This is a genomic window from Sodalis sp. RH21 (assembly GCF_047324175.1).
In the GTDB taxonomy this organism is placed as follows: domain Bacteria; phylum Pseudomonadota; class Gammaproteobacteria; order Enterobacterales; family Enterobacteriaceae; genus Acerihabitans.
The window spans coordinates 4,559,369-4,574,566 of the sequence record NZ_CP178732.1; the positions used below are offsets into that span (position 1 = coordinate 4,559,369).

Annotated in this window: 16 protein-coding genes; 1 reads left to right on the plus strand and 15 read right to left on the minus strand. The window is 57.1% G+C overall.

Going from position 1 to position 15,198, the window contains the following annotated elements; genetic code table 11:
* Nucleotides 1-5: 5 nt before the first annotated feature.
* From nlpD to cysG, 12 genes are all read right to left on the minus strand, one after another.
* Complete coding sequence (gene nlpD / locus ACL2XP_RS21105) at nt 6-1,283, minus strand: murein hydrolase activator NlpD (RefSeq protein ID WP_413735120.1); 1,278 nt, start codon at nt 1,281-1,283, stop codon at nt 6-8.
* A 163-nt stretch (nt 1,284-1,446) separates the two neighbouring features.
* Nucleotides 1,447-2,073, minus strand: coding sequence for a protein-L-isoaspartate(D-aspartate) O-methyltransferase (locus ACL2XP_RS21110; RefSeq protein ID WP_413735121.1), 627 nt, complete (start codon nt 2,071-2,073; stop codon nt 1,447-1,449).
* Nucleotides 2,067-2,828 (minus strand): 5'/3'-nucleotidase SurE, encoded by a 762-nt coding sequence (surE, locus tag ACL2XP_RS21115; protein ID WP_413735122.1) that lies wholly within the window; start codon nt 2,826-2,828, stop codon nt 2,067-2,069. Before surE ends, ACL2XP_RS21110 begins: the two co-directional genes overlap by 7 nt.
* A gap of 199 nt (nt 2,829-3,027) precedes the next feature.
* Nucleotides 3,028-4,077, minus strand: a complete 1,050-nt coding sequence (gene truD / locus ACL2XP_RS21120; protein WP_413735124.1) for a tRNA pseudouridine(13) synthase TruD — start codon at nt 4,075-4,077, stop codon at nt 3,028-3,030.
* Complete coding sequence (gene ispF / locus ACL2XP_RS21125; protein ID WP_413735125.1) at nt 4,074-4,550, minus strand: 2-C-methyl-D-erythritol 2,4-cyclodiphosphate synthase; 477 nt, start codon at nt 4,548-4,550, stop codon at nt 4,074-4,076. Before ispF ends, truD begins: the two co-directional genes overlap by 4 nt.
* Before the next feature lie 108 nt (nt 4,551-4,658).
* Nucleotides 4,659-5,423: a 2-C-methyl-D-erythritol 4-phosphate cytidylyltransferase gene (gene ispD, locus ACL2XP_RS21130; protein ID WP_413735127.1), complete on the minus strand. Its 765-nt coding sequence runs from the start codon at nt 5,421-5,423 to the stop codon at nt 4,659-4,661.
* Nucleotides 5,423-5,740 (minus strand): cell division protein FtsB, encoded by a 318-nt coding sequence (gene ftsB, locus ACL2XP_RS21135; protein WP_413735128.1) that lies wholly within the window; start codon nt 5,738-5,740, stop codon nt 5,423-5,425. Before ftsB ends, ispD begins: the two co-directional genes overlap by 1 nt.
* Nucleotides 5,741-5,900: 160 nt before the next feature.
* Nucleotides 5,901-6,218: a DUF3561 family protein gene (locus tag ACL2XP_RS21140; protein WP_413739244.1), complete on the minus strand. Its 318-nt coding sequence runs from the start codon at nt 6,216-6,218 to the stop codon at nt 5,901-5,903.
* A 92-nt stretch (nt 6,219-6,310) separates the two neighbouring features.
* Nucleotides 6,311-6,931: an adenylyl-sulfate kinase gene (cysC, locus tag ACL2XP_RS21145; protein WP_413735130.1), complete on the minus strand. Its 621-nt coding sequence runs from the start codon at nt 6,929-6,931 to the stop codon at nt 6,311-6,313.
* A gap of 2 nt (nt 6,932-6,933) precedes the next feature.
* Complete coding sequence (cysN, locus tag ACL2XP_RS21150) at nt 6,934-8,361, minus strand: sulfate adenylyltransferase subunit CysN (RefSeq protein ID WP_413735131.1); 1,428 nt, start codon at nt 8,359-8,361, stop codon at nt 6,934-6,936.
* A 12-nt stretch (nt 8,362-8,373) separates the two neighbouring features.
* Nucleotides 8,374-9,282 carry a sulfate adenylyltransferase subunit CysD gene (gene cysD, locus ACL2XP_RS21155; protein ID WP_413735133.1) on the minus strand — a complete coding sequence of 303 codons (909 nt, stop codon included), beginning with the start codon at nt 9,280-9,282 and terminating at the stop codon, nt 8,374-8,376.
* Nucleotides 9,283-9,292: 10 nt separating this feature from the next.
* On the minus strand, nt 9,293-10,711 hold the full coding sequence (gene cysG / locus ACL2XP_RS21160) for a siroheme synthase CysG (RefSeq protein WP_413735134.1): 1,419 nt from the start codon (nt 10,709-10,711) through the stop codon (nt 9,293-9,295).
* A 267-nt stretch (nt 10,712-10,978) separates the two neighbouring features.
* Between cysG and ACL2XP_RS21165 the strand changes: the two genes are divergently transcribed.
* Nucleotides 10,979-12,007, plus strand: a complete 1,029-nt coding sequence (locus ACL2XP_RS21165) for an aminopeptidase (RefSeq protein ID WP_413735136.1) — start codon at nt 10,979-10,981, stop codon at nt 12,005-12,007.
* 383 nt (nt 12,008-12,390) lie between these two features.
* Here ACL2XP_RS21165 and ACL2XP_RS21170 read toward each other — a convergent pair whose 3' ends face one another.
* Genes ACL2XP_RS21170 through ACL2XP_RS21180 form a run of 3 tightly spaced genes read right to left on the minus strand, consistent with a single transcriptional unit; the run spans nt 12,391 to nt 15,135 of the window.
* Entirely contained in the window at nt 12,391-13,296 is a 906-nt protein-coding gene (locus tag ACL2XP_RS21170) for an EamA family transporter (protein WP_413735138.1), read from the minus strand.
* Between the two features lies 1 nt (nt 13,297).
* Entirely contained in the window at nt 13,298-14,266 is a 969-nt protein-coding gene (locus ACL2XP_RS21175) for an N-acetylglucosamine kinase (RefSeq protein WP_413735140.1), read from the minus strand.
* Complete coding sequence (locus tag ACL2XP_RS21180; protein WP_413735142.1) at nt 14,263-15,135, minus strand: tagatose bisphosphate family class II aldolase; 873 nt, start codon at nt 15,133-15,135, stop codon at nt 14,263-14,265. Before ACL2XP_RS21180 ends, ACL2XP_RS21175 begins: the two co-directional genes overlap by 4 nt.
* Nucleotides 15,136-15,198 lie beyond the last annotated feature (63 nt).

The following is a 15,198-nucleotide window of genomic DNA, read 5'->3' on the forward strand; positions in this document are numbered from 1 at the left end:
CCAATTTATCGCTGCGGAAGATAACGCAGCGGGTTTACGGATTTCCCCTTGTAACGAATTTCAAAATGCAGTCTAACCGAGCTGGTCCCTGTGCTACCCATGGTAGCGATTTTCTGTCCGGCAGTTACTTCTTGTTGTTCCCGGACCAGCATCGTATCGTTATGGGCATATGCACTCAGGTAATCATCATTATGTTTGATGATTATCAGATTTCCGTACCCTCGCAGCGCGTTGCCTGCGTAGACAACTCGTCCGCCGGCAGTTGCCAGGATGGCTTGACCGCGTGAACCGGAAATATCGATCCCTTTGTTTCCGCCTTCTGATGCAGAAAAGTTATCGATTATCTTCCCGTCCGCTGGCCAGCGCCAACCGGTTATCGCAGTGTTGCCAGACGCTGTACTGCTTGACGTTGAGCTGGGGGCGGTAACAGGCGCGGTTGTCGCAACAACTGCACCCGATGTGGGTAACATTTTGCCGCCATTTGATGGCAACATTTTCCCTACATTCTGTTTACCTGAATCTTCAGAATACTCATTGTTTGCTTGAGAATCAATACCCGAGCTCAGCATTTTCGTATTCTCAGGCGAGTTGGCTGCGACACTGGCGCCCGCGCTGACCGGATTGCTTGCGCTCCCGGCCAACATTCCGCCGCCGCTTGCCGGCGGCGTACTGCTGCCGGTGAGAGGTGCCGTTCCGTTACTTACCTGTAATGTCTGACCAACGTTCAACCCATAAGGTTCCGGAATATTATTCCTTTTTGCCAAATCACGGTAATCATTTCCGGTAATCCAGGCAATATAGAACAATGTATCACCAGGTTTGACCTGATAGGTAGATCCGCCATAGGAACCTTTTGGAATAGTGGTATAACTTCGATTATAAACAATCGTGCCCTGGGGCGATCGGTTAACCGGACTGATGTTTCCAGCCGCGCCGGTCTGTGGTTGCAATGCCGGTTGTTGCACCGGTTGTGACTGTGGTTGTGATTGTAGTTGCGGCCGCTGCGCCAGCGCCTGTGATTGCGCCGGCGGCTGTAATTTCGGTCTCTGTACCGGGGTGGGGCTCGTCATGCCGCCGTTGTTATCGCCGCCCACGCTACTGATTGGTGCTGAAGTATCGTCACTGGCGCATCCCGCCAACCATATACTGGCCATCGAACATACCGCAAGGCGGCGCCAATAGCGCTTTGGGCTTCCCATGCTCATCTCTCCCCTATGGCAGCAAAGCCAATCATCATTCCAAACATGCCAGACATTATCGTTATACATCCTATTTTCTCTCATTACTTCATGAATGAGAGTATTTTCAGCTATTTCCGAAAGTTTAATTTTATGCAGTTAATGCTAGCAACATCCACCGGAAGGCGCCATAAAACAGTTGTATAGAAATTTAAACCGCCGCGTGGGGCGCTAAGGAAGCAGGAAGAAAGGGAAAATAGGCGGCGGATTATGCCAGTTCCCCACGAATCAGGGGGACAAAACGTACGGCCTCGACGGTTTCCACCATGAATTCGCCTCCCTGGCGCCGGACGGTGGTCAAATCCTGGGTATCCTCCCCCACCGGCAAGACCATGATGCCGCCCTCGTCGAGCTGGGCCATTAACGCGGATGGGATTTCCGGCGGCGCGGCGGTGACGATAATGGCGTCAAAAGGCCCGCGGGAAGGCCAGCCGAGCCAGCCGTCGCCATGGCGGGTGGATACATTATGCAAATCAAGCTGTTTCAGGCGGCGCTTGGCCTGCCACTGGAGTTTTTTGATCCGTTCGACCGAACAGACATGCTGCACCAGGTGCGCCAGAATGGCGGTCTGATAACCCGAGCCGGTGCCGATTTCCAATACGCGGGAAGTGGGTTTAAGGCGCAGCAGCTCGGTCATGCGGGCAACGATATAAGGCTGCGAGATGGTCTGGCCGGAACCGATGGGCAACGCGGTATTATCATAGGCCTTATGCTCAAAGGCTTCGTCGATAAAGCGCTCGCGCGGTACCGATTCGATGGCCTGTAGCAGCCGCTCGTCCTGAATCCCCTGTTGGCGGAGTTGGTCCAATAATGCCTGTGTGCGCCGGTTTACCATTTGCCGCTGACCTCCGCATTTTCCAGCCAAGACGTGAGCACCGATTGGGCGGAATAAGCGGTTAAATCCACCTGTAGCGGCGTAATGGAGACGTACCCTTGTTCGATAGCGGCAAAATCGGTATCGGGGCCGTTGTCGAACGTTTCTCCCGGCGGTCCGATCCAGAACATTTCATGCCCGCGCGGGTCCAGCTGCCGGATAGCCTGATTCGCCGGATGGCGGCTGCCGCAGCGGGTTACCCTGATCCCCTTGATGGCCGACAGGGGCACATCGGGCACGTTGATATTAAGTATTTTACCGGTCCGCAGCGGCTCGCTGGTCAGCGCGCGAATCAGCCGGCACGCGACGGTCACGGCGGTGTCGTAGTGCCGGGTGCCGTTAAGGGAGATGGCCAGCGCGGGCAATCCCAGGTGACGCCCCTCCATGGCGGCGGCCACCGTGCCGGAATAGATGACATCATCGCCCAGATTGGCGCCGGCGTTAACGCCGGATACCACGATATCGGGACCGGGGCGCATCAGGGCATTCACTCCGAGATACACGCAGTCGGTGGGGGTGCCGGACTGTACGGCGATATCCCCGTTGCTTTGTTTAATGGTGCGCAGCGGGACATCCAGGGTCAATGAATTTGACGATCCGCTGCGGTTGCGATCGGGCGCAACCACCTGTACGTCGGCAAAACGACGCATGGCGTCCGCCAGCAACTGGATGCCGGGCGCATGGATTCCATCATCATTACTCAGCAGTATGCGCATATCGTTATTAGCTTTATTAATTATGAGTAGTTTTTAAACGCGCCGCCCACCCATTGGGCAAAGACCGCCCCGTCACCCCAAACGAATGTCCGGATTTACGGGCGGCAAATAAAAGCAATAATGGCATGAAACGCCACGGCGGTGAAGCCTGCAATCCCTACTGATAAACAAAATTCACGCCGTGCGCGGTTACCCGGCCCTATAATGCGATATCAGCCGCCGCGTCGAGCAGTTCCCGCACTACGCTGGTGGCGAAACAGCCCGCGGGCAGGGCAAAGGACAGCGTCAGCACGCTATCATCCTGCCACGACCAGCGCATGTCGGCCGGTTTCAGCAGTATAGCCCGGCGGGCCGGTTCTACCCGCTCGCGGGCCAATAATGCCAGCAGCTCCGGTTGGCCGGCCAGGCATTCCTGCTCAAACGCCAGCGCCTCCCCGGCGCTGCCGGGCAATCCGTCCCCGGGCAAAGGCGCGGTCAGGCTCAGTTCGCCTTGGGCCACGCGCTCCGGCAGCGTGGGCATATCGTCCTGCGTGGCGATAAACCAGCTGCCCCGGCCGGTAAGTTGCAGCGCATCCCCGGCCAGCACCTGCCAGCGGCCCAGGCGCCGCAGCCGTTCGCTGACGACCAGGTTAAACAGCGCGCTGCGGGCGGCGGAGAGATAAAAGCTGCGTTTGCTGCGCTCTTTCACCTTGATTTCATCCCGCGCCCAGCGCAGCGCCCGATCGATATTATTGCCGTGATGGCCGAAGCGCTGGCTGCCGAAATAGTTTGGCACCCCGTCGCGGACGATACTCTCCAGACGCTGTTCCACCGCCGCGCGATCGCTGATTTCGCGCAGGACCAGGGTAAACGCATTGCCCTTCAGGGTGCCGATGCGCAGTTTGCGCAGATGCCGGGTAACCTGGATAACCTCGCAGCCTTCCAAGTGAAACGCGGTGAAATCCGGCGCGTCTTTGCCTGGCAAATGCAGGCAAAACCACTGCTCGGTGACCGCATGGCGGTCTTTTAGCCCGGCGTAGCTCACGGCGCGGGCCGGGATGGCGGCGAATTTCGCCAGCGCTTCGGCGACGAACACCGTGTTGCAGCCGCTTTTCCGCAGCCGTACCAGCACATGCTCACCCTCGCCGTCGGGTATAAATCCCAGATCTTCCATGACCAGGAAATCCTCGGGCCGCGCCTTGATGATACCGCTGGCCGCGGGTTTACCGTGCAGCCAGAACAGCTCTTGGTGATTGAGGGGATTTATCATTGCGCTTTTAGCAGCAACACCACCGCCTCACAGGCGATGCCTTCGCCACGTCCGGTGAAACCCAGCTGTTCGGTGGTGGTCGCCTTGACATTGACATCGTCCATATGGCATTGCAGGTCTTCCGCCAGATGGACGCGCATTTGCGGGATATGCGGGGCCATTTTCGGCGCCTGGGCAATAATGGTGATATCGATATTGCCCAAACGGTAGCCTTTCGCCTGGATGCGGCGCCAGGCTTCGCGCAACAATCCGCGGCTGTCGGCATTTTTATAGGCGGCATCGGTATCCGGGAATAATTTACCGATATCCCCGAGCGCGGCGGCGCCAAGCAGGGCATCCGTCGCGGCATGCAGCGCCACATCGCCGTCGGAATGAGCCAGCAGGCCCTGCGCGTAAGGTATACGCACGCCGCCGATAATCAACGGGCCCGGCCCGCCGAATTTATGAACATCAAAACCATGACCGATACGCATTTTCGGTTCTCCTTGTGATATGGGCGCGCGTGGTAATGCATAGATGCGCGAATAAACGCGTTAATCAACCGCGGCGCTTAAGTACGTTGCTTAAGCGCCGCGACAACGCTACGCCAGGGATTCTTGTTGCAATTGGGTAAAGTAAAACCGCGCCAGGGCTAAATCTTCCGGCCGCGTGACTTTGATGTTATCCCCGCGGCCGGCCACCAGCAAAGGCTGGTAGCCGCAATACTCCAGCGCCGAGGCTTCATCGGTGATCCGGGCTCCCTCGCTGAGCGCGCGGGTCAGGCAGGCTTCCAGCAGGGACAGGGGGAACAGTTGCGGGGTCAGGGCATGCCACAGATTTTGGCGATCCACCGTATGATCAATGGCCGTTTCGCCGGTAATGGCCTCTGGCGCATGATCCGGCGCGACGGCGCGGGCGCGCTTCATGGTATCCCTGACCGGCGTCGCCAGGATGCCGCCGATGGCGGTATGGGCGGTGATAGCCAGCAGGCGGGTTAAATCGTCCTGATGCAGGCAAGGGCGGGCGGCGTCGTGCACCAGCACCCAATCGCCGTCCTGTGCGTGCGACCGCGCTTGCTTCAGGCCGGCCAAGACGGAATCGGCCCGTTCCCGACCGCCGATTACCCGGCTTATCCGGCTATCGCCGGCAATGGCCAACGTATCGAAATAACGATCCCCGGCGCTGATGGCCACAATCACCCGGCGCACGCACGGCTGGCGCAGCAGCGCCGCGATGGCGTGCTCAAGCAGGGTTTTATCCCCGATGGTGAGATATTGTTTAGGGCAATCCCGCTGCATGCGGCTGCCGATGCCGGCGGCCGGCAAAATAGCGATGACGTCGGGGAAAGCCCCCGTTAAAAAGGCCATTATTGATTTTCTTGCGCGGCAGGCGCCGCCGACCGGCGTTTAGACTGGTCCGGCACCAGGCGATAGAAACTCTCTCCCGGCTTAATCATGCCGAGCTCGTTGCGAGATCGTTCCTCGATGGCTTCTTGCCCATCGTTTAGATCATCGATTTCTGCAAATAACTGATCGTTGCGCGCTTTAAGCTTCGCATTACCGGCCTGCTGGACCGACACGTCATCCTCTACCCGGACTAAATCGTGTACGCCATTTTTACCCAGCCATAAAGAATATTGCAGCCAGCCAAGCAGAACCAATAGTAGCAGCGTAAGTTTTCCCATCCCCGCCCCCTGAAAGACTGCCCAATCATCCCATAACTTATGGCAGGACTCCACACCGGGTGACAAAATGAAGGGGTAAAACCCTTGAAAGCTGCTTTATTGCGCTGATTGTTGATGCTTTTTTACGGTTTGTTACCGCAGGTAACTCCCGCGGCGAAATTTACCACCCCGTAAGCTGTGCGAAAACTAACCAGAAGAGGCAGAAAACCGATACGCCGATGCACAGGATCATCAATAACAGACGCCCGGCCAGCAGCACGCTGAAAATCAGGCCGATCAATACCGACACCGGTATTAACGCCAGAAAGAACGGCCAAGTGTAGAGCAGGAAGAATAATGCATTGGCGCCATAGAGCAGAATGGGAACGGCAAAAGCCAGCCAGTAGAAGATAAAACCCGCCATCGCCCCCCAAAAGCCATAGGCCGGTTCTTCCGCGCCGCGTTCGACACCCGGGGCTTTGGTCAGTTTTACCGGCATAACGCGCTTTGATTGGGTGACATTCAGCATTAATCTCGCATCCTGGGCTCATGATACGGCGCCGCGCCGGAGCGCGCCGCCGATTTGGCTTCTCAGGAACCGATAATAACGCGACTGCGCAGCACGTCTAATAAATGGCGGGTCAAATGTGTTACCAATTGTTGGCCATCCAGATGAATATCCGGCCGCTCCGGCGCCTCGTAAACCGAGTCGATGCCGGTGAAATCGCGCAGTTCGCCGGCGCGGGCTTTTTTATACAAACCTTTGGGATCGCGGGCTTCGCAAATGGCCAGGGGCGTATCCACGTAGATTTCGATAAAGCGCCCGGCGGGGAGCAGATCGCGCACCATGGCGCGCTCCGAGCGGTGCGGCGAGATAAACGCGGTCAGCACCACCAGTCCCGCATCCACCATCAGGCGGGCCACCTCGCCCACCCGCCGGATATTTTCCCGCCGGTCCGCATCGTTAAAGCCCAAATCGCGGCACAGGCCGTGGCGCACATTGTCGCCGTCGAGCAGGTAGGTGCTGACCCCCAACTGATGCAGCGCCTGCTCAAGGGCGCCCGCCAGGGTGGATTTACCCGACCCGGACAGGCCGGTGAACCACAGTACCGTACCCTGATGGCCATGCAGGCGCTCGCGTTCCTCCCGGGCCACGGGATGGTCGTGCCAGACGACATTTTCGTCCGGCGAAACGTGCAGCGGACCGGACATGGTTATTTTCCTCCCAGCAAATCGCGGGCGCCCCAGTGCGGAAAGTGGCGGCGAACCAGCGCATTAAGCTCCAGTTCCAGGTCGCTGTGCGCCTGCGGTTCCTGAAATACCTCCGCCAGGGGTTCGCGCACCATGCCGGCGCCGACGGTGACATTGCTCAGCCGATCGATAAAGATCATGCCGCCGGTGACGGCGTTATGGGGGTATTTATCCAGGATCATGGGCTCGTCGAACGCCATCTCCACCAGGCCGATACCGTTGAGCGGCAGGCTATCCGCCACCCGCTGGGTCAGGCTGTTGATTTCCACCTGGTATTGAATATTTTCGATTCGGGCGCGGGTTTTCTTACCGGCGATTTTAATATCAAAGCTCTGGCCGGCCACCAGCGGCCGTTCGGTCATCCAGACCACGTCCACCAGGGCGTTGCGCACCGGTTGCAGCGTTTCGCCGGCGTCAACCACCAGATCGCCGCGGCTGATATCGATTTCGTCCGCCAATACCAGGGTAATCGCCTCGCCGGCCCAGGCCTCGGTCAGATCGCCGTCGAAGGTGACAATGCGGGCGATGGAGGAGGTGACGCCGGAAGGCAGCACTTTAATCTGTTGCCCCACCCGCAGCACCCCTGCCGCCATGGTGCCGGCGTAACCGCGGAAATCCAGGTTGGGCCGGTTGACATATTGCACCGGGAAACGCATCGGCTGCTGTTCGTTGAGGCGAATGACTTCCACGGTTTCCAGCACATCGAGCAGGGTCGGGCCGTTATACCAGGGCATTGCCGCGCTGGGGGTCACGACGTTGTCGCCGTCCAGGGCCGAAATCGGCACAAACGTGATGCTCAGATCGACGGGCAACTCTTCGGCAAAATGCAAATAATCTTGTTTAAACTGTTCATAGACGGTCTGGTCGTAGTCCACCAGATCCATCTTGTTTACCGCCACCACCAGGTGGCGAATCCCCAGCAGCGTACTGATAAAGCTGTGGCGGCGGGTTTGATCCAGCACGCCTTTGCGCGCGTCGATAAGCAGAATCGCCAAATCGCAGGTGGAGGCGCCGGTGGCCATATTGCGGGTATATTGCTCATGCCCGGGGGTATCGGCAATGATAAACTTGCGCTTTTCCGTGGAAAAATAGCGGTAGGCCACATCAATGGTGATGCCCTGTTCGCGCTCGGCCTGCAGCCCGTCCACCAGTAAAGCCAGATCCAGCTTCTCTCCCTGGGTGCCCAGGCGTTTGCTATCGGAGTGCAGCGTGGTCAGCTGATCTTCGTAGATCTGGCGGGTGTCGTGCAGCAGCCGGCCAATCAGGGTGCTTTTGCCATCATCCACGCTGCCGCAGGTGAGAAACCGCAGCAGGGTTTTATACTGTTGCGCATGCAGGTATGCTTCTACCCCGCCCTGCTCGGCGATCTGTTTAGCTATAGTCGAGTTCATAACGATCGCTCCTTAAAAGTAACCCTGACGCTTTTTCATTTCCATCGATCCGGACTGATCGCGGTCGATAACCCTGCCCTGCCGTTCGCTGGTGGTGGACACCAGCATTTCTTCGATAATCTCCGGCAGGGTTTGCGCCGTGGACTCCACCGCGCCGGTCAGGGGCCAGCAGCCGAGGGTGCGAAAACGCACCATGCGCTGGGCGATCACTTCGCCGGGTTGCAGGTCGATGCGGTCGTCATCAACCATCAGCAGCATGCCGTCACGCTCCAGCACCGGGCGCGGCTTGGCCAGGTAAAGCGGCACAATTTCGATATTTTCCAGATAGATATATTGCCAGATATCCAGTTCGGTCCAGTTGGACAAGGGGAAGACCCGGATGCTTTCGCCTTTATTGATCTGGCCGTTATAGTTGTGCCACAGCTCCGGCCGCTGGTTTTTCGGGTCCCAGCGGTGAAAACGATCGCGGAATGAATAAATGCGTTCCTTGGCGCGGGATTTTTCCTCGTCGCGCCGGGCGCCGCCGAACGCGGCGTCAAAACCGTACTTGTTCAGCGCCTGCTTGAGGCCTTCGGTTTTCATGATATCGGTATGCTTGGCGCTGCCGTGGATAAACGGATTAATCCCCATCGCCACGCCGTCCGGGTTGCGGTGCACCAGCAGCTCAAAGCCGTAGGCCTTGGCGGTGCGATCGCGGAATTGGTACATTTCGCGAAATTTCCAGCCGGTATCCACATGCAGCAGCGGGAACGGCAGCGTGCCCGGGAAAAACGCCTTGCGGGCCAGATGCAGCATCACCGAGGAATCTTTACCGATGGAGTACATCATCACCGGATTGGCGAATTCGGCCGCGACTTCACGGATGATATGGATGCTTTCCGCCTCCAACTGCCGTAAATGGGTGAGTCGTTGTTGATCCATTATTACGTCCTTAAGCCAGATTGACCAACGGCGCGCGCTTTTGCGCCGCCGCATCATGCTGTGGTCCGAACCAGGCAATTTCATCATGAAGGGTGACAACTTCGCCAATAACCAGCAAAGCCGGGGTCGGCGCCTGTTGCGCCAGGGTGTCCAAATGTTCCAGGGTACCGGTGAAGACCTGTTGATCCGGCCGGGTGCCGCGGCCGATGACCGCCACCGGCGTCTGCGGCGAGCGCCCGTGCAGGATCAACTGCCGGCTGATTTCCGCGGCTTTCAACACGCCCATATAAATAGCCAGGGTCTGGCGGCCCGCCGCCAGCGCCGGCCAATCCAGGTCGCCGCCGCCGCGCCGCGCATGGCCGGTAATAAAGGTTACGCTTTGCGCATGGTCGCGATGGGTCAGCGGAATGCCGGCATAGGCCGTCGCCCCTGCGGCGGCGGTCACGCCCGGCACCACCTGGAAAGGGATACCGGCGGCGTTCACCGCCTGCAGCTCTTCGCCGCCGCGGCCGAAGATAAACGGATCGCCGCCTTTGAGCCGCACCACCCGTTTGCCCTGCCGCGCATGCTCGATCAGCCGCTGGTTAATCTCCTCCTGGGGCATACAGAAATCCCCGGCGCGTTTACCCACGCAAATCCGCTCCGCGTCGCGCCTGACCAGCTCCAGCACCTCGTCGCTGACCAAATAGTCATACAGCACCACGTCGGCCTGCTGCATTAATTGCAGCGCGCGCAGCGTCAGCAGTCCGGCATCCCCCGGACCGGCCCCCACCAGCGCCACCTCGCCGCCCTGTTCGGCCGGCGCGGTCAGTTCCTGTTGCAACACGTCCTTGGCGGCGTCGGTTTGCCCCTGCGACATCAGGGCGGCGAAGCGGCCGTTAAGCGCCCGCTCCCAGAAACGACGGCGCCCGCTCATGGACGGTACCTGCTGTTTCACCTTATCGCGCCAGGCGCCGCAGATATCCGCCATCGGGCCGATAAAGGCCGGCAGCAGGGATTCCAGTTTTTCCCGCAACATGCGCGCCAACACCGGCGCTTTGCCGCCGGAAGAGATAGCCACCACAATGGGGGAGCGATCGACGATGGAGGGGAAGATAAATGAACATTTGGGCTGGTCGTCCACCACATTGGCCAAAATCTGGCGCCGGTCGGCCGCGGCATACACTGCGGCGTTGAGCACGGGATCGTCGGTGGCGGCGATTACCAGGAATACGCCGTCTAGCATCCCGGCGGTGAATTCCTCGCCCAACCACGCGATACCGGCGGATTGCGCCTGTTGTTCCAGATCGGGCGAGAGACGGCGCGCCGCCACCCTGACGTGGGCGCCGGCGCGCTGGAGCAAGGCGATCTTACGCGCGGCGACCTCGCCCCCGCCGACCACCAGGACCGGACGCTGCCTGAGATCGGCAAATAGCGGTAAATAATCCACAGCAACCTTTAATGATTTTGCTTAGCAATAATGTGACTATACGTCTTGCGATTAGGTTCTATGAAATAGTTAATTGGAATTACAATTGCTTTAATGGAATAACGACGTGATTGACACCGAGTCGAGTAAAAAAACGCGCAACGAATCGTGCGGTTATTCCCCGGCCGCGCATGGTACAAATTGTGTTGCCACGCGGGGGGTACCATACTATAGCGCTGAGTTTAGCGGCGCAAAACGCCCGCTTCCCGTTTACAAGGATATCGGTTTATGCTTCACCTCGGTCGCTCCAGGCGCGCCCGTTTAACGCTGTGCTTCAGTTGCCTGCTGGCGGCGTCCGCGCCCGCCGTCGCTTACACTCCCAGCCATTATGCAGAAGAACAAATCCGCTATATCGCCACCTATTTCCCCGGCCGCATGGCGGGCAGCCCGGCGGAGCTGATGGCCGCCGATTACCTGCGGCACCGCTTCACCCAGTTGGGATTTCAAAGCGATCTGCGGGGATTTAATACCCGTTACCTGTTCCACGGCAGCGAAGGCAAAGGCGACTGGCGCAAAATCACCGCCACGTCGGTGATTGCCGCCAGGGCAGGCAGCACGCCCGGCGAAATATTGATTGTGGCCCACTCCGATACCTTTATGCCGCGCAGCGATAAAGACCTGAATAACAATCTGGGCGGGCTGACGCTGCAAGGCGTGGATGATAATGCTTCCGGCGTCGGGGTCATGCTCGGCCTGGCCCAGCAACTGGGCCAGGGGAGGCTGGCGGTGGGCGTGCGTTTCGTGGCGCTGAGCGCCGGGGAACCCGAAACCTTCGGGGTGGATGATTATGTCCAGCGCATGTCGGCGCAGGAAAAGCGCAATACGCTGCTGGTGATTAATCTCGACAGCCTGGTGGCCGGCGATAAGCTGCGGGTGAATTACAGCCCGGACAGCGGCGACGCCCGCGTGCTGGGACTGGTGAAAACCTTGGGTAACCAGGCGCGCCAGTCCGGCATACCGCTGATTATCAGCGCCGGCATTAAAACCGCCGCCGCCTGCCCCACCGCCGCGCTGCCTTTCGCCAAGGCGGGCTTTGCGGTACTGGATATGGGGTCGGGCACCGCCGACGGCAGTTGCCGCCAGCGCAAGACCAGCCGCAACTTCCCCCAGGGCACGGTACGTTACCAGGGCCAGCGCGATAACCTGATGTTTCTGGACAGCCACCTGACCGGCCAAATCGGCAAGCGCGCCAGGGACAGCATGAAGCTGCTGTGGCCATTGCTGCAAGGGCTAACCCAGGCCGGTAAAACCCGCTGAACCGGCGGCTACGCTATGCCGGGAGTATATGCGCCGGTAGGCCAGCCGTACCGGCGCCCGCCGGGTAGGATAACGGGACGGGCGCCGGCCCCGTTATTCCGCCCCCCGCCGTAGGGAGTAACGACTCACCATCCGTTCCTGATTAAATAGAATATTAATTTCAATTAATCATACTCCCGCTCGCCGGGAATATTGATATTCGGCAGGTATAAAAACTTGTATTATTAAGCCTGTATAATTGAAACCTATTTAATTAAAAATGAACGCAGGCGGCCAGCCATTACAATAATTAGCCGTCCCAAATATATTTATTCCGGAATTAACTATTTCAACACTTTCGTCAGAGAATAAAAATCTATTGGCATTTACTATTGCTTACCGCGTTAAAGCGTCGGCTGTACCGCCGCGTTACTGGCTTTTTCCTCGGAATAAACCATGATGGTCGAACCGGTAATCGCAAGAATAATACCGATCAAGGCATAGGTCGACGGCAGGGTCTGGTAGAGCACCAGGGAAATAACCGCCGTCAGCACGGGCGCCAAGGCATTGGTGCAAGGGGCTACGATAATGGCTTTACCTCTGGACAGCGCCATGACCAGGAACAGCGCGCCGACGGCATTCAGCACCTGGGTGGCGGCGGTGATGGTGTAGGCCGCGGCCGGATAACTGATACTCTTGTCGGGGATCATCACATACGCAATGGGGGCCAGGACGATGCCGGTCAGCGTCATATAGAAAAATATCGAGCTATCCTCAACCTGATGGTTCGACGCGCGCTTCATAAAGAAAGCCTGCAGTCCCCAGGCCAGGCAAATAATAATCGAGAAAACCAGCCATAGCGATCCGCTGATTTTTGTACCGTCTCCCTGGCTGATACTAAAGGCGATAATGGAGAGCAGCGCTAAGAATATGCCAACGGTTCCCAGGAAGTTGATCCGTTCCTTAAGGATGACCAGGGACATAATCACGGTAATAGCAGGAGAAATAGAGATAATAGGGAATACCAGATAAGCAGGAGCACCCATGCCCAGCGTTTTGAACAGTAATAATTGACCGCCGGCGCCGGTAAAGCCTATGGCCAGTCCATACATTATCGCCTTGGCGGAAAAATCGATCTTTTTACCCTTTAGCGTAAAGTAGCATGGGATAAGCATGGTGATTGACCATATAATATAGATCCACTGATCGGGAAAACTGTATTTTTGGGTTGGATAGGCGCTAATGCCGCCCCAGACGCCCCAGGTCAATACCACCATGAGGGTATAGATAATCCAGGATTTGCTTTTCATTTTATTCTCCAATTTTTAGTTTACTGAGAACAGCATCATCAATGGGGTTACCGCTTATTTTTGCGGCATAGATAGCGGCACCTATGGAAGGGTGATATTTAGGCTGGCATACCCGGTAAGTACCGCTTAATTGTGCAAGTTCGTGGACAAAAGGGTCCAGGATAATATCGCCGCAATTAAACACGCCGCCGGTAAAAGAAACCAGGGTGGTTTCATCCGGGGCATATTCCAGTGTTTTGCGTACTGAATCTACCATCATGGCCAATTCTTTCGCGGCGGTGCAGAAAAGTTTATAGCTTTCTTTGTCTCCTTCTACCGCCGCTTCATAGGCGATTTTAGCCACTGAGGCAATTTTCCCGCGGTCCCCATGCCATTTATGAAAGACCAGATCGTTAATATCCAAATCGATATCGATGTGATATTTACTCTTGATCATATCGTACAGAATATCCATCTTGAGCCGATGGTCCGACATTTTTGAGAACAGGTTCAGCGCATTGCAGCCAATCCAGTACGCGCTGCCCTCGTCGCTGAACAATTCGCCCCATCCGCCGCAGCGCGAGCTTTTGGCTTGATGTTCGCCATAGGCGATGGAGCCGGTGCCGGAGACGATATTGATGCCATCACGACACCCCAGGCTGGCCGCCCAGCCGCAGATCATATCGTTATCGCACCGGTATTTGTCCGCGCTCAACAGCGGCGCCGGCATCTGGTCGAGGGCCGGGACATCCGCCGAGACTTCGCCATAGGCCGGCAGGCCGAAAAAAGAATAATCAATGACGGCGGGCGCGATATCCGCCCGGCGGCACACTTCCATAATGCCGTTGGCGATAATATCCTTGCTGTTTTCAAGCCCGACATTCAGGTAGTAACAGGTAGAGGTTTCGTGTTGCGCCAGGACCTCTCCCGCAGAATTTATCAAGACGAAGGCCGTTTTGGTTCCTCCGCCGTCGACCCCCAGAAAAATCATGATTCACTCCCGATGTCTAATTTTCCTGCCGAGCCACACAAGCGTATTTTGCTATAAACCACCTCTTTCATGGCGTCCATGCCGACGCGCATGTAATAACGCGGATCGTTCGCCTGCGGATTTGCGGTGAAGTATTTTTTTACAGCGTTGGCAAAGGCTATTTTTAATTCGGTGCCGACATTAACTTTGCAAATGCCAAGCCCGACGGCGCGAATGATATAATCATCCGGCACGTCGCTTCCGCCGTGGAGCACAATCGGCACATCAACCCGGTTGCTGATGGTTTCCAGTCGGTCAAAATCTATTTTGGGCGTCTGTTTATAGAGTCCGTGCGCCGTGCCGATGGCGATAGCCAGGCTATCGATACCGGTCCGGCTGGCAAATTCCACCGCTTCGTCTGGATCGGTAAGGAAAGCGTGCATGTCGCTGACGTTTTTATCATCTTCTATGCCGCCTAATCTACCCAGCTCCGCTTCAACGCTACAGTCATACTTATGGCAAAAAGAGACCACGCGTTTGACCAGCGCGATATTTTCCGCAAAAGCTAAATGGCTGGCATCTATCATGGCGCTGCGCGCGCCGGCAAACACTTTTTGCCGGATATCGCCGATATCTTCATGGTGATCCAAATGCAGCGCGATAGGAATATCAAAGGTGCCGGCAAAGGATTGGCAGATGGCATAGATATCCTGGAATGCAATATGCCTGAAGGTGCTGGGCGTGCCGGCAAGAATAACCGGTGATTGGCGCTCGTGGCAGGCTTCCAGCACCGCCTGGATAGTTTCAGCGTTATGTATATTAAAAGCCGGAATAGCAAATTTTTCTTGTTTGGCTCTGGCTAATAAATATTTTGTAGAGATGATTCGCATAATTTTTCTCTTTTTGAGTAAATTATTTACTAAGTTATTTATACCGAGCTTGAAGACCGGTAT